Here is a 14,621-nt window from a genome sequence, read left to right on the forward strand (position 1 = left end):
CTGCCGCCAAGTGGTTATAGCGAAGCGCAACTAGGCGCGGTCGCGAAGCCCTCGCGGCGGCCACCTTGCTGATTGCAGACGAAAGCGTCTGATGTGTTAGGAGGAACCGGAAGGATTCAGGGTTAGCAGAGCTAGTGGAGCGGGCAGCCACTGCGCAGCAGAACGTTACGAGCGCTTTCCGTCCCCGATGGCACGAAGGTCCGGCCCCTGAAGGGGCGAAAGTTGTGGCCAATAGCGCGATGCAGCTCTCAGCCCTTGCCTCGGCTCCGAGATGCGCCCGCCTTTGCAGCCGTTCTGCAATGGGACGGACCTGAAGTGGCGCGAAGTTCGATCGGTCCACAGCGTCAGTGTCATGCGTAATGACAAGCCGATATTGGGGTAGGGTTTGACGACGGTCGATCTGGCGCGGGTCGTAAGCAAAGTGCTCCAGGGGGAACAGGCTTTTCGGCTTGGCGTGGAGATGAACGAAATCAACGCGCCAGCCGCCCGTTTGACCACCATCACGTTTGCGTTTGAGGCGATCGAGGCAGCGTTCAAATCCGTCAGTCAGATCGAAACAGGCACGGGCAATCATTAATACGAGGGGCTCATTGCGAACACCCGTGGAGAACCGATCCCGCCCGATCAGATCGATTCCGCAGGCATGACCGTGCATATCTGCCGTCTCCTTCCATTCGTTGATCCCAGAGAAGCGATGGCGTCGGCCCTCGGTTGATTGGCGCATCGACGTCACGAGGGTTGTTGATTGCAGCCGGTCGTGTGTAGCCTTGCGGCGTTCGCAGACGCGCACGCCGGTAGCCCAACCTACGAAGGTTGGGATCTCGTATGGGGTGGCTGCCATCAGGTGGGATGTTGTCAGGCCGGCATCCCGAGCCTCGAGAATCTGCGAACCGGCGGAAATCAAAACGTCCGCACTCCAAATCGGAGCCATGCCATGTTCCGACATAGCTTCCGCACGAAACGTGATTGCCCCAGCGCGGAAGTTGATCGGTAAAACCCGTATCGACGTTGACGGCAAGGAGAACGGATATGCCGTCAGGTCTTGCGCATCGCATGGTGAGAGGTCGCCAGGCAATGAGCGCAACAGATCGCGTTGACCGCGATCAGAGTGACGCCCATGGGCAGAGGATATGCAGTCCGACATGGGTCAGCGCCGCTCCTTGCCTGCATACGGAATCGGTGTTTGCCGTTTTGCAGGCAAGACCGTGCCTATGCCGGGATCGCTGGTTGATTTCTTGGCTCCCCGGTCCGCCCAGGCTTTGAGGTCCTCCAGCGCATAAACAACGCGGCCGCCAAGCTTGCGATAGGTCGGCCCTGTGCCATAGGTGCGATGCTTTTCCAGAGTTCGGCCGGACAGGCCGAGAAAGCGTGCCGCTTCAGGGGTGCGCAATAATCGCGGCGGCAAGCTGGCGGTCGGATCGGGCATTTGAGCAGCTCCCGTGCTCGTCTGGAGGATGCGCGCGTTTGATCGCGCGCCGACGAGCATCATGGCGGAGTAGAAGTGCTTAGGGGATGCCGAAGATGCAGTCATGATTTTCGGCACCCCCGGCTCCGTTCCTGACAGCTGACAGGCAGAGCACTCTCCGTCAGCCAACGCACATCAGTTGACAAACGTTGCGCAAAGCGATGGTTCGCCGCTGCATCGTTGGCGCGTTTAGAGGCGCGCTCCCGGACAGTCCGAGGACTGACATTTGGACAGTGGCCGGACACGCGATGGCGTGTGTCCATCGAGGGCGCGCAGCACCAACCTCAAACTCTGGCGGCGCTGGATGATAACGTAATGGAGGTTCTGGCGGACGGCCCTCAATGCGTGCCGCAGACGATGTGAGCGTCTGCGCCTGTCTTTAAAGCCGCATCGAGCGGCAGTTTTGCCTGAATAACGGGCACCGAATCGACAGCCTTGTCTCTTTGAGACACAGAAGAAGCTGACCCGAGACGGCATCTATCCATCGTCCAAATGGTTCGATCAAAACCATTGATTTTGCCAATCTACGAATGGTCGATAATAAAGGTCAGTTGGAGAACTCAGATATCGGGATCATCTTCGCCCCAGCTCTGGGACGAATTCTAAGGTCTGCGACGCGTATCGGCCGAGGCGAACCCATGACGACCGTCATCTTCGGCGGACGCGCGAGCGGCGTCGTGCCGGCTCGAAGCGAAGGACTTCCTCTGGGTCGCTTAAGCACATTTCCAATAAACCACAGTATGCTTTTCCGAAGCTCCCCACGTTGATATGGATAAACACCGCGCGTCTGAACGAAACTTGCGCAGCTGCAGCTTCGCAGGGATTGGTCGCCACCGATTGTAGGTGGAGTGCTGCAGTCTGGCCAAATGAATCGATTTCATGGCAGCCAGATTGCCAAATATGAATAGTCCAGTCGTCGAGATCCGATGCGAATGGGAGCCATACATGATGCAAATCTGCCCGCCCCCTTAAATCACCGGCATTTATGTACGCCCCTAATCGGACCTGCCGCGCTTGGGGCGTCCGAACCCCACAGCATGCAGCGCAAAAGCCAAGCGCGACCATAATTTCGTCTGACTTTGTCGCGGCAAGTCGAGATCCTTACGGATGACACGTCATCTGAGCTGGATAGTTGAAGCCTACCTGAAGCGGCATTCCTGATAATGCCTCTTTCGATCGGTCGAAGGACTCAGGACGGGCGCTCGGTCTGTCCAAGGATAGGATATTGAATGATGAACCAGGATGTAAACCATTCGCCGGCGGTGTGCTTTCTTCTGGGTCTTCCCCGCTCGGGGACGACGCTGCTGGCGCATTTGCTTCAGCGGCACCCAGATATTTCGGCTCCGCCTGAGCCGTGGCTCATGTTGGCACTTGAGGCCTTCGGTAAAGTGGACCATCGTCACCCAGCCGGCGCATCCCTGGTTCAGATCGCAACGTCGGAGTTCTTGGGACGAATAGATCGAACGATCGTCACTCGCGCTTTTGCCGATGCTGCTTATGGCCGGTATTTGGCAGCTGCGGGCAAGCGCACCCTGATAGACAAGACTCCGCGCTATTGGACGGTGCTCGATTTTTTGGATTCCCTCTATCCCGAGGCGCCGCGACTGGTTCTCATGCGTAACCCCTACGCCATTGCCGCGTCGCTGAAAACGACGTGGGGCGTTCCCCTTCTGTCGGCAAGTTATCCGCCTGCGATCGCTTCGTGTGTTGCCGATATCGTCTTGGGCCAACCGACGCCTGCCATCGCATCTTCTCTCGCCGATCTCGTTCTGGGTTTACCTGCGCTTGCAGCGTACCGCAGTCGGCCTCAGACGCAGGTGGTGCAATACGAGGTCCTTGTGGCGCGCCCCGATGAGGAAATCCGGCGCGTGCTTGCCGGCCTGGGTTACTCCCCAACGGAGATGGCATCACCACCGATGGAGCAAATGGACTATCTCCGGTCCAGCACTTTCGGGGATCGCAAGATCCTGGAGAAAAAGGCTATCGATGACCGTTCAGTGCAGGCTTGGCAAACCGACCTGAGCATCGAAGAGATGCAGGTCGTGACCGATCTCGTTGGGACAGAGCTTTTGATAGAGCTCGGTTATGAGCAGGACCTTCGGTTCGCCGAACGGGCCGGCGTCGTTGATAAGGGTCCGGAAGTAACCCAAGGTTATCGCCAGTTATTTCGAGCCTGCTGGGATTTTCTGGAAGGCAAGACAGAAGGATCATTCGACATCCCCGCTGACGGCACCGTATTCGGTAATGGTTCGCAAGCAGAAGAGAACTCCACGTCGGCTTTCGGTCCCTCGATATTTCAGCAAGCGCAACGTCTGGCCGCCTCCAAGAAAGAGGAGACCTTACAGGTGGCAAATTCAATCGCGGCCCAGTTGAATGAAACGCTCACAGCTTCGAAGGCCGATTGAGATGCGCCGCCAGAAGGCCGTTCGTGATGGCGTGCCCGCATGATGATGTTGCGCGCCGAGATCGTGAGGCTTGGGGGGCGGACCTCATCATTTCAGAGGCCAATCGCGGCACAGGCTCAGCTGTCATGCGCAAACAACATGAAAGTGGAGAAGTACAAATTGCGGCATTTGAGGCACGGATGGCCAAGGTGTCTGGCACAGGTCAGAACGATTGCTCGCTTGCTTTCCTCGGAATATCCCGACCCCATGGGGCACACGCCACACACAAGCTGCTCTTCTACAATTGAGCTCGCTGAATTCAGAGCGCGGCGGTGCCATCGAACGTCCGAAGGCTTTGATCTGCCCTACCCAATCCAGATTGGCCAGTGTGGCGCCCGAGTAGACGTTCGCATACTCCAAGCTAGTTGAACCCTCGGGGGGCGTGGCGACAGCGGCAGACATGCCGGCAGCACTCCCAAGACTTAAACTCGCAGTTCCACGAAGGCGCTAAGGGAGTGCGTTCCAAGGTTGGGGATCGATTTTCAGTATTGGTTTTATTCCTTGCGAGAAGGTGGACGAAGGAATGCGCGATAGCCGCCGCGCATCAGCGCCAAGCCGGCCTGAACCAAGCGGATAACTCGGCTGCGCAGGTCGTGGGTTTTCCAGGCGCGCTCGGAGACCCGTCTTGCACCAAACAACACCTCGGCAACGGCACGGTATGTGGCGCCGTCCATGCGCCCATCGAATGCGCGCAGCGCCAGCGCCAATCGTTTACGTCGTTGGGCTGATAGGTGATGAAACGGCGGTCCTGGCGGGCGACCGTTGATCGCAAGCAAGAACCGATATGCGGCGTGGGCACGGATCTTAAACTCGGCGTCAGGCGGCAGTTCGAATGCATAAGAGGCACCGAACAGCGGGGCCTGTTTCAGCCATAGATGATGCTTGGTTCCGTGAATGCGCAATACAACATGCCAACCATCCGCTGCCCGTCTGATGCGACGCGATGCAGGATCAGCAAGCGCAAGGCCAGCGGCAACGATATCCGAGCCGGAAGCGCTCCGAACGATCGGCAGCACCGCCGGCAAAGCCTCGGGCGCCCAGAAGATAGTCTGCTCGTGAAAGGACCCCTGCGGGTCATGAGCGAAAGCAGAGGCCCCATCTCCTCCGAAATTCGGGAGTCACCCGCCCATGTTTCGAAACCGTGTCCCGATAGTCAGCTTGATACTTGGGATTGCGGCGGAGGATTTCCCAAGCGAAATCCGACATCTCGCCAGTTTTGACGCTCTGATACGACTCCGGTGAGCGCCAGTCGAATTTAGACACTGCTGTGATCTCCCGCTGAAACAAAATTGCGGCGCAGTGTCTATAAAGCCCAGGGTTGCTGTGGAAGTCTCTATTTGTGCATCACGTGATGCACAAAGTCGATCACGCCATCAACGGGAAAGATTATTTCTCCGCGTGCAATCGAGGCGATATTTTTTTGCTATTTGGGAGCGCCAGCGCGAAGCAAATCGCGGTAGCCGTGGTCAGCCATCCATTTTGCGCGCGCCAAATGGCTGTCGAATGCATTGCGAGCGCGCCCTGGCTCGCGATCCGGATCAATATGCAACACGATCCGGGCGACCTCGCTCCAATCGGCACCATCGGCCTCGGCGTCGAGGAGCCGCCAATACGTCACCAGATGCTGCTCGTCATAGGACGTCAGCGCCGCATCTGTCGGTGCCAAGTCCGCGACATCGGGGTCAAGCGGCGTTTGCATGAGAATCCCGCAAGGTATGAGAACAAACGTGTGTCGGTGGCAACTCGATGCTCGGGGAAAGGTCGCTCTATTCCCCTGGCTCGGTCCCAACCCGAGAATACATATTATAGGAGATAAACCTCCTAATATGTAAAGACGCAACTTGCGCAGATGGACATGCGTAAGTTGGTGGGGCGGAATTTCTTAAAGGAGCGGAAGCGGAAAGGCTTCACGCAGGAGAAATTCGCCGAGGCCTCCGGCTTCACTCAACAATATATCAGCAAGTTGGAGCGTGGTCAGCGCAATCCGACTGTGGTGACGCTGTTCGAGCTCGCAAGCACGCTAGGCATCAGCCACGTCGATCTTGTCGTGCCTGACGAGGAGTTTAGCAAACCGCGTGCCAAGTCAGCAAAGCGAAATCCATGATGCGATCGACGCCGATCGATCCGGCCCCGTTGGCGGCTTTTTCTTTCGGCGTCAAAAAGCGCCCCGCCCGACTGGATCGGGCGGGGCGTACTCGGCGCGAGGCTTACTCGCCGGTCTTGCGCGGCCGCGACCAGAGGAGCGTATAGCCTTCGCCGGCTTCATCCTCGAACAGGTTCGCGTAGATCGGCGCGTTGAACGAGGGGTCATCGAGCTTGAGCGAGAGGTAGTCGCGGCCTTCCTCGGAGCGCTTGGACCAGGCCGCTCCGATCTCCGCCCGGCCCACATAGACGCGGTGGCTAGGAGCGTTGTCGTTTGAGCGGTTGGCCTCGGGGACGATGCGGACGCCCCTCGCCTGCAAGCTCAGCGTAACGATCTCGCCCTGGAAATCGGAGCCGACCTTCTTGAAAGAACCGATGCTAGCCATGTGTACTTCTCCTTGAGTTGTTTCGAGCCCCGCGACCACCGCGGCCTCGATGGCGATCTGACGGCCGAAGACGATCGGCGACGCACCCGCTTTTCTGCGGGCCGGAGCGTTAAGCGGAGGACGCCGGCGGGGAGACTTTCTTGTCTCGCGAGGAATGGGCGTAGCCCAGGGGAAGAAAGTCTCAACCGACGGCGTTGCGGCTCAGACGATCGAGGCGCAGCCGGTCTTCGGCCAGATCAAGCCAACGAGGCGAGGTGCGTCCGAGCGCTGAACACAGACTTAAGCGGGAAAAGACGTGGCAGAGCTCGCTTTGCAGTACAAGAAGACGACCGGTTTCGACGTAGAGAAAGAAAGAGCATGCGGGAAAAGGCGACATTGCCGACGGGCAACAACCACAGCCGGCAGCTATCATCGACCGCTCAGACGGGCCAAATGACGGCGGCCGGTACGACCCAGCGCTGCAAAAGGCTGTCGCATTCAAACACTCTCGACGAACGTTTCGCGCTCTTGAGAGACCGGATAGCCACCCGTGAATGATGAGCAAAGGACTATTGCTCGCGTGTCGAGGCGATCAGAGTCGGTCGATGCAGATCCAACCGCCTCGTGCGTTCACTCAATTGAGGCGAGTCGCACCTGTTCGGCGTGAGGACGCGACCGACCGGCTGGCGGTCATTCAATCGCGAGCAGGGCTTGGTGATGTGGTGCCAAGCTCGCGGGTTACCGGCGAGGGGGGATGCGAAAGGTGCGGTCGCGATCCGTCATTGGATGGCTCACTCAATAAGGGCCAGTTGTCCGAAGGGGCATGTCGCGGATAATCTCCGGCCTGCAGATGACCGCAATTCCGAATATCGGAATCGCGATACGCCCCTGCTTCCCCGCGCGGCCGGTCTGGATCGATAGCCAAGCAGGGGAAGGGAAGAAATCCGCGCCGCACATTTCGGGTATTTTATACCCCAGTCGCGACAATAAATTATTGTGCCTTGAATTGGTGCGAAATCTGGGTTATTTTTTACCCCAAACGGATCACTAAAATGCTACACCGTAGACGTAAGGTTGAGCGGTTCTTGTCCTCCCGTCCGGTTTTCACACGGCGAGAGTTCCGCGAAATCGTATCTCCGGGCCAGCCTCTTTCGTCCGCGGATTCTTTACTAAAATACCACGTCTCGACGGGTCGCATACTTCACGCAGCTTCCGGTGTGTACGCCGCCGTGCCGCCGCACCTGATTGGCAAGCCCTTCCAGCCGGACCGCCTATTGGTCGCCTCCCGGATTCGGGAAGACAGCGTTCTAGCGTTCCACACCGCACTAGAACTACACGGACTCTCCTATTCCGAAGGTGTAGAGACCCAGATCCTCAGCAAGGGGCGTCCCGGCGAACTCAAGACGCGCGTCGGAATGGTGCGTTTCGTCGCGCAGCCGGCTGCGCTACGCAGGTCCGGCCGCGAGCTCGATGGCACGGTCGTACTTGACCGGCGAGGCCTAGACATAAGAGTGACCTCTCTGGAGCGAACGCTGGTCGATTGTGTCGAACGGCCCGATCTCGCAGGCGGCAACGAAGAATTATCCAACGCGCTTCAGACAGTAAGCGCGATCGAGATGCGCAAGCTCGTCGAGTTGGTGCTCGCGCGCGAAAATAAATCCGTCGCGGGCGTCCTAGGATGCTGGCTCGAGAGCCGCCGTGAAGATCTGCTCGTCGACGATGGCGTTCTTGAAGAGCTGAAGCGCTCGGCACCGTCGTCGACGAGGCCCGTCCTCGGGGCGACCATCCGAGCCGGTGAGCCGCATCCAAAGTGGAAGGTCATCTTGCCGAATGAATTCCTCCGCCCCTCCTTTGAAGGCGGATCGCCGGAGATGACGTCATGATATCGGTTCCTTCGAGGCCGCCACCATCGAGCGTGTCGTGCGGTTGATTGACGTCCTCGATCGTCTGACCAAGGACAAGGAGATCGGCAATCTGTTTGCGCTGAAGGGAGGGACCGCGCTCAACTTATTCTATCTAGGTCTAGATCGGTTGTCAGTCGACATCGATCTCAACTACATCGGTGCCGAAGATCGCGAAACAATGCTGAGCCATAAGAAATTAATCGAGCAGCGCTTGCCCCGGCTGATGCAGACCTATGGATATCAGCTGATCCGGGATCCTCGCAGCGAGCACGCAGGCGAGAAATGGCGCTTCAGATACGCATCGGGCTACCATCGACCTGGCACGATCGAAATCGACGTCAATTACATGTACCGTATTCCGTTCTTCGGCACAGTTGAAAGGGATTCGTCTGCTCTCGGCGGATACGTCGCAAGAAACATTCGCCTGGTGGATCTTCATGAGATCGCGGCCGGAAAGATCGTTGCGATGGCCGCTCGCAGCGCCTCGCGCGACCTTTATGACGCTTGACGGCTGCTGCACGCCGATGGTCTGGATTGGCAGAGGATCAAACTCGCCACGCTCGCTATCGGGGCAGCGACCAGGGACCTCGATTGGCGTGAAGCAACGCTGGGTCATTACAAATACGACATAAACGAGCTTCGCGGGAAGCTGCTTACTGTCGTGAAGAACGATATGTTCCATGGTGATGGCAATCCCGAAGCCTGGTGCAAGCGCATCCTTGGCGAATGCCAGGAGAAGCTTGCGCCGATGTTCGACCATGACGAACGAGAAATGGCCTTTCTAGATGCGCTATACGAAAATGGCCGGGTCGATGTCGACGGCCTCACTGCGGATGCCGCGACTAAGCGTGCCATCGAGAGCTTCCCTGCACTTCAATGGAAGGCACTCAATATCAGGAACTATAAACGCGGATTGACTCGACCTTAGCCGATGACGATCGGTGCTGTTGGTAGGCCCCGCTAGATTGTCCGTTGCCTACCCTGCCGACGCCGATCTGGCCTAACTAGCCGATTTATGCTGCCATCGAGCGACGACTTGCGGTCGATCTTGTTGGCCTACTTCCCTGAGATCTGATGGTTGTCCAAGACTTCTTCAGACCGATAGCTACGAGGACAGATCAAGCTAAATGGCTCGAACGCGTAGCGGCCGCGGGCCGGAGATGGGACTACGTTCGTTGCTTTTCTACGGCAGCTCGAACTCAGGGCTCTCAGCCGAACATATGGTGGTTTCTTGAAGTCCACTGCTTGTTTGCGGCAATTTCGAACGTTCCTGCAGCGCAGGGACCAGCGCGGTTGAACCGTGGTCCACCTCTTCGCCGCGATTGCGGACAGGTTCTGAACTGACACTCTGGGGAGCTCCGTCCACACGACAAGCCCGGCGGGCGATGCGTCTACGGCCGCTTCACCCGAGCTGTGGTATCTCTGGTCGTCTGGCCGCACCGATCGGCACGAGACAAGCTGCGGTCGCGCTTGCCTGCTGTCGGCTCCGAAAGGGCGCCCCTTCGCTCGAACAGATCAGGCGGTGCGTTGGTCGAGCGAAACTTCCTCGGTGGTCTTATGCGGCCTTGAGGCTCTACCCACGGGGGTGTCGGGGGAATGACGCTGAGTCGGCGTTCGATCAGGCGTATCGACGCTCAGGCAACCGCTCGCCGCGCGCGACACGCAGGTACACAGCTTGCCGTTCGTCGCCCGCTCTTCACTACTGAAGAACACGTCACGATGATCGACCTGGGCCGATGCCTCCAGGATCGGCAGCACGCAAAGGCCGCATTCTCCCCGCCGGCAACCGAAGATCATGCCGACGCCGGCGTCTTCAAGCGCCTCTAGCATGGAGCGGTTGGCAGGCACATCAATTTCCAGACCCAATCGGGGAATCCTGATCCTGAACGGCGCGTCTGCGAACTTGCCGGCATTACCAAACGTCTCGTAGCGGAGCTGTGCAGGAGGCCTGCCCGCTTCGCGCCACAGGCGCTTGGCCGCCTCCAACATGCCAAATGGCCCGCACACATAGAGCTCGCCGCGCGGATCCAGGTGGGCGATCTCGCCGGCGATATCGATGCGCTGTCCCTCTTCACTGACGAAGAGCTGAAGTCGTTCGCCAATATAGCGGCCAAGCTCGTCCGCGAGCGCCAGGTCGCGACGGCTATGCGCAGCATAGAGCAGGCGAAAATTCGCGTCCGCTTGCTTCAGTGCCAGCGCCATTGTGTAGATCGGCGTGATGCCGATGCCGCCGGCCAGCAGCAAATAGTCCGGCCGGCCGTAGCTGAGTTCGAAGCTGTTTCGCGGCTCGAAAATCGTGAGCCGTTCGCCCGCCTTGAGGCGCCACATGCCGACCGACCCGCCCCGGCTGGAAGCGACCCGCTTGACGGCGATGCGATAGAGCCCGTCCCCACAAGGTCCCACCAATGAATAGCTACGAAGCTGCGGCCGCCCGTCGATCGGCACGAGGACGTCGATGTGACTGCCAGGCGTGACCTTGGCTGACGGGTAGTCCGGCCCGATCTCGAAGAGACGGACGTCAGGAGTGAGATCGCGCGTGGCACGAAGACGTGCACTAATCCGTTCCATCGGCTTGGCCATGACTTTTCGCTCACTCGGCCGCAAGGTTTGCGACCACGCGGGCCTGCTCGTCGGCCATCATCTGGTCGATCAGTCGACGTGCCCAGAGCGCGCCCGCATCGATGTTGAGATCGTAGAAGGGCGAACGCGGATTCTTGTCGATGGCGGCCTGCTGCGCCTCCAAGATCCTGTGATCCTGATCGTAGACGCCTGCCCCGCCGTTGACGTGGGCGAGCTGGAGCTCTTTCGTCAGTTGCAGATCATCCTTCCGATAATTTCGAACGAAGTTCCAGAAATAGTGGCAGGTCGTCTCAGTTTCGGGCGTGATCGCCGCCAAGAACGCTCCGCTGACGCCGTGCGAGCGGTCGCCTTGCGGCGCGCCCGTATTTGTCAGCGCCACACCGACGTCGCCGACGACGACCGACGGCGCCTGGAATGTCACGATCTGCCAGCGATCGACGCGGCCCGGCCGTGCAAGCTGACGGCCCCAGAACGGGGGCGGCTCGATGTCGATCATCCAGCGCGTCATCGTCGCCGTGTTGTCCGTGTGGGTCACATCGAAGGGCGCAGCCGTGATCGCCTCGTCGCCGATGCTGCCGGCGTGCACATAGGTCTCGTGCGTGAGGTCCATGAGGTTATCGACCACCAGGCGATAGTCGCATTTCAACTGATAGAACGTGCCACCCTCGCCAACCCATTGGGTGCCACCGTTCCAGTGAAAATCCGGAATTTTGTCGGGGTCCGCCAGTGCTGGATCGCCGGGCCACAGCCAGACCAGGCGATGTCGCTCAGCGACCGGATAAGCGCGTACGCAGGCAGACGGATTGATCGTCTTCTGTGCAGGCATGTAGGAACAGCGGCCGGCCGAATTGAAGACCAGCCCGTGATAACCGCACATGACATCATCGCCCTTGAGATGTCCGAGCGACAACGGCAGCAGCCGGTGCCAACAGGCATCCTCAAGCGCCGCGATGGCGCCGTCCGTGCGGCGATAGAGCACGATGTTCTTGCCGCAGATGGTGCGGGCGGAAAGCTCGCGGGCGATCTCGTGGGACCATGCAGCCGCGTACCAGGCATTGAGCGGAAAGGGTTTTGGTGCGTTCACGGTGCAGCTATCTCCATGATTTAGTCGATGGTCGCGGGCTTGCCGTCTTAACTCCCATTTTCGAGCAGATTGCGTTGGCAATAGCTTTTGGACAATCGGACAGAGTTGATATCCCTTATCTACTCTTTCGATACGGCGGCTTGGGCCAGGCGAGGAGGATGTTTAAGGAGATGGCAAAGGATTGGGATCCACTCGCGATTGATTTTGCCGCGATCCGTACCTTACGCTTGGTGTCCGAACTGGGTTCGTTTTCGAAGGCCGCCGAAGCGCTCGGTACGAACCAATCGACGATCAGCTACACGATGGACCGGCTGCGCGCGGCGTTCCACGACAAGCTGTTCGTGCGCCAGCGCGGCGGCATCGCGCCAACGCCCCGCTGCGTCGAGATCGTCGAGTGTGCCAGCCGCCTGCTCGAGGGCTTTGAGGGCCTCATGCAGCCGGCGGATTTTGATCCGGCTAGCGCGTCCGGGCGAGTCACGATCGCCTGCAACTACTACGAACGCTCGATGATTCTGCCGCGTACAATCGCCGAGCTCAGGCGCCAGGCGCCCCGCCTGGTGCTGGAGATCAAGGCGGCACGCGCCAAAGGCATCGCGTATCTCAAACGCGGCGAAGCTGATATTCTCCTCGGCCCCTACGACGTGCAGGAGGACAGCCTCTATCATCGCAATCTGCTGGATGACCACTACGTGTGCGTCATGCACCGAGGCCATCCGCTCGCCGGCCGGAGGCTGCGCGTCGACGACTATGTCAAGGCGAGCCATGCCGTCGTCACCTACGGAGGCACCTGGCGCTCAGGCTACCTCAGAGAGCTCGATGAACGCGGCCTGTCGCTCAATCGGGTGGTCACGGTACCGAGCATCTCAGATCTCACCCACATTCTCCCCGACACTGATCTGATCTCGACGGTACCAAGCCGCATCGCTTCGAACATCGCCAAATCCGTCATAGCAACGTCGTGTCCTTTCCCGGAGCCGTTTCAGATCGGGATGACCTGGACGTCGCGGACGCATCATTCCGCCGCGCACCGGTGGCTACGGCAACTCATGGCCCGAATTGCCGGCGCTCTGCCGTACAAGGCCGTTCTCGCCGCGCCGTCTGGGCGCACCCGCGACGGTGCCAATTCCAGAGCTTGAATTGCCTGCCTGCCGGCACGTGGGTCTCTCCGCTTCTTTCGAATTTGACACCCCCTCCTGTATTCTCGACAAGCCGCCGACTTGCTGACGGCCCTGCACGACTGAGTCGGTTTCCGGCAGTCCGATTAGACAAGGCGGCTTCATTAAGTTCCAATCGGACGAGCTCTGGCCGTCCCGCCACGCGATCGGAACGAGAAAACCGGGGTTGCCAGTGTCTTGCTGTCGGCTTCAAAGAGCGTTGCTTCCGCGCGGATCGAGCGGGCGCGCACCAAGCTTACTCCTCGGACTTGCGCGGCTACGACGAAACGAGCCTGTGGTCATCGCCATCTTCGTCATCGAACTATTAAAGTCATCGAGAGAGCAAGCTTCACGAATCTACCAAGTATGATGTTTTTGGCAGATTTGACGTGCGGCTTTCCTGCGCGTAAGCACCGGAAACGTTTTTTCGACAATGGGCCAGCATATGCGGTTGGCAGACGATGAATCGTACCGTGGCCGCGGACACAACCAGCAAGGCGAGTGCGGCATGAACTCCTCTTTCCATCGGCTGCTCGCGGATTACGTGGAGTATCATCGCGCCCCCTGGAATTGCGCGATGCACGTCTTCGGCATCCTGTTCTTGTTGCTGGCTTCCACTCTTCCGCTCAGCCGTTGGGTCATCACACTATTCGGGATCCACATCAGCGTGGCGGTTATCGCGCTCTCGCCTGTGCTGATCCTTTGGCTCGTGCTCGACTTCGAGCTTGGCGCCGCGATCCTTGGCGCTGTGATCGCATTGCTTGAAGCTGCGGCCGTCATCCTCAACCATGTGACGACCATCGGGATGTGGTCGCTTACTGCCGTCTTGATTGTGCTCGGCGTTGCATCGCTGATCATTGGGCACTCGGTGTTCGAGCGCCGGCGGCCGGCCATGGTCGACAATCCTCGCCATCTATTGGTCGGACCCATGTTTGTCATGGCGAAGTTGGTTGTCGCGCTCGGCTTTCGGCACGATCTTGACGCCATCGTCGGGAAGCGTCGCCAGGTGCCTTTCCGGTGACCGGGTTTGCTTGCTACCGTCGCTTTGAGAGGGTCATTCTCCCCGTCTCACTTGTCCGCCTGTCCGCTCCAAAAAAATGTCGCCCCGCCCGACTGGATCGGGCGGGGCGCTCTCGGCGCGAGGCTTACTCGCCGGTCTTGCGCGGGCGCGACCAGAGGAGCGTGTAGCCTTCGCCGGCTTCGTCCTCGAACAGGTTCGCATAGATCGGCGCGTTGAACGAGGGGTCATCGAGCTTGAGCGAGAGGTAGTCGCGACCTTCCTCGGAGCGCTTGGACCAGGCTGCCCCGATCTCCGCCCGGCCCACATAGACACGGTGGCTGGGAGCGTTGTCGTTTGAGCGGTTGGCCTCGGGGACGATGCGGACGCCCCTCGCCTGCAGGCTCAGCGTGACGATCTCGCCCTGGAAATCGGAGCCGACCTTCTTGAAAGAACCGATGCTAGCCATGTGTACTTCTCCTTGAG

General features: G+C 59.3%; 15 protein-coding genes and 1 pseudogene. 7 read left to right on the forward strand and 9 right to left on the reverse strand.

The features are described 5' to 3' along the window. Window positions 1–277: 277 nt before the first annotated feature. Together SO156_RS14295 and SO156_RS14300 are read right to left on the reverse strand one after the other, a co-directional pair. A pseudogene (locus SO156_RS14295) lies at window positions 278–1,144 on the reverse strand (replication initiator protein A); the annotation flags it as partial. Window positions 1,145–1,147: 3 nt separating this feature from the next. Then, on the reverse strand, window positions 1,148–1,426 hold the full coding sequence (locus tag SO156_RS14300) for a helix-turn-helix transcriptional regulator (protein WP_498535296.1): 279 nt from the start codon (window positions 1,424–1,426) through the stop codon (window positions 1,148–1,150). Window positions 1,427–2,694: 1,268 nt separating this feature from the next. On the opposite strand from SO156_RS14300, the gene noeE reads away from it, so the two are divergent. Next, window positions 2,695–3,870, forward strand: a complete 1,176-nt coding sequence (gene noeE, locus SO156_RS14305) for a nodulation protein NoeE (RefSeq protein ID WP_498535225.1) — start codon at window positions 2,695–2,697, stop codon at window positions 3,868–3,870. A gap of 533 nt (window positions 3,871–4,403) precedes the next feature. Here the strand turns inward: noeE and SO156_RS14310 are convergent. From SO156_RS14310 to SO156_RS14320, 3 genes are all read right to left on the reverse strand, one after another. Next, the gene (locus SO156_RS14310) at window positions 4,404–4,925 is read right to left on the reverse strand and encodes a DUF2285 domain-containing protein (protein WP_498535297.1); all 522 of its coding nucleotides are present in this window, start codon (window positions 4,923–4,925) and stop codon (window positions 4,404–4,406) included. A gap of 58 nt (window positions 4,926–4,983) precedes the next feature. Next, window positions 4,984–5,115 carry a transcriptional regulator domain-containing protein gene (locus SO156_RS14315; RefSeq protein WP_498535298.1) on the reverse strand — a complete coding sequence of 44 codons (132 nt, stop codon included), beginning with the start codon at window positions 5,113–5,115 and terminating at the stop codon, window positions 4,984–4,986. A gap of 217 nt (window positions 5,116–5,332) precedes the next feature. Then, window positions 5,333–5,608, reverse strand: a complete 276-nt coding sequence (locus SO156_RS14320) for a DNA -binding domain-containing protein (protein WP_498535226.1) — start codon at window positions 5,606–5,608, stop codon at window positions 5,333–5,335. Window positions 5,609–5,758: 150 nt separating this feature from the next. Here SO156_RS14320 and SO156_RS14325 point away from each other — a divergent pair, with 150 nt between their 5' ends. Further along, window positions 5,759–6,013: a helix-turn-helix domain-containing protein gene (locus SO156_RS14325; protein WP_498535227.1), complete on the forward strand. Its 255-nt coding sequence runs from the start codon at window positions 5,759–5,761 to the stop codon at window positions 6,011–6,013. Window positions 6,014–6,116: 103 nt separating this feature from the next. Here the strand turns inward: SO156_RS14325 and SO156_RS14330 are convergent, their stop codons facing one another. Further along, on the reverse strand, window positions 6,117–6,437 hold the full coding sequence (locus SO156_RS14330) for a DUF736 domain-containing protein (RefSeq protein WP_498535228.1): 321 nt from the start codon (window positions 6,435–6,437) through the stop codon (window positions 6,117–6,119). A 980-nt stretch (window positions 6,438–7,417) separates the two neighbouring features. Between SO156_RS14330 and SO156_RS14335 the strand changes: the two genes are divergently transcribed. From SO156_RS14335 to SO156_RS14345, 3 genes are all read left to right on the forward strand, one after another. Next, window positions 7,418–8,299, forward strand: coding sequence for a type IV toxin-antitoxin system AbiEi family antitoxin domain-containing protein (locus tag SO156_RS14335; protein WP_498535229.1), 882 nt, complete (start codon window positions 7,418–7,420; stop codon window positions 8,297–8,299). Window positions 8,300–8,336: 37 nt separating this feature from the next. Further along, on the forward strand, window positions 8,337–8,828 hold the full coding sequence (locus tag SO156_RS14340; RefSeq protein WP_498535230.1) for a nucleotidyl transferase AbiEii/AbiGii toxin family protein: 492 nt from the start codon (window positions 8,337–8,339) through the stop codon (window positions 8,826–8,828). A gap of 153 nt (window positions 8,829–8,981) precedes the next feature. Then, on the forward strand, window positions 8,982–9,248 hold the full coding sequence (locus SO156_RS14345) for a thioredoxin domain-containing protein (RefSeq protein WP_498535231.1): 267 nt from the start codon (window positions 8,982–8,984) through the stop codon (window positions 9,246–9,248). Between the two features lie 587 nt (window positions 9,249–9,835). On the opposite strand, the gene SO156_RS14350 is transcribed toward SO156_RS14345, so the two are convergent. Together SO156_RS14350 and SO156_RS14355 are read right to left on the reverse strand one after the other, a co-directional pair. After that, window positions 9,836–10,900 carry a PDR/VanB family oxidoreductase gene (locus SO156_RS14350; protein ID WP_498535232.1) on the reverse strand — a complete coding sequence of 355 codons (1,065 nt, stop codon included), beginning with the start codon at window positions 10,898–10,900 and terminating at the stop codon, window positions 9,836–9,838. A 10-nt stretch (window positions 10,901–10,910) separates the two neighbouring features. Next, window positions 10,911–11,984 (reverse strand): aromatic ring-hydroxylating dioxygenase subunit alpha, encoded by a 1,074-nt coding sequence (locus SO156_RS14355; RefSeq protein WP_498535233.1) that lies wholly within the window; start codon window positions 11,982–11,984, stop codon window positions 10,911–10,913. On the opposite strand from SO156_RS14355, the gene SO156_RS14360 reads away from it, so the two are divergent. Further along, entirely contained in the window at window positions 11,975–13,120 is a 1,146-nt protein-coding gene (locus SO156_RS14360; protein WP_498535299.1) for a LysR family transcriptional regulator, read from the forward strand. The two genes, SO156_RS14355 and SO156_RS14360, sit on opposite strands and share 10 nt — an antisense overlap. Window positions 13,121–13,571: 451 nt before the next feature. Beyond that, on the forward strand, window positions 13,572–14,159 hold the full coding sequence (locus SO156_RS14365) for an Mpo1 family 2-hydroxy fatty acid dioxygenase (protein ID WP_498535234.1): 588 nt from the start codon (window positions 13,572–13,574) through the stop codon (window positions 14,157–14,159). 124 nt (window positions 14,160–14,283) lie between these two features. On the opposite strand, the gene SO156_RS14370 is transcribed toward SO156_RS14365, so the two are convergent. Next, window positions 14,284–14,604, reverse strand: a complete 321-nt coding sequence (locus SO156_RS14370) for a DUF736 domain-containing protein (protein WP_498535228.1) — start codon at window positions 14,602–14,604, stop codon at window positions 14,284–14,286. Window positions 14,605–14,621 lie beyond the last annotated feature (17 nt).

This window comes from Bradyrhizobium sp. UFLA05-125 (assembly GCF_059803515.1).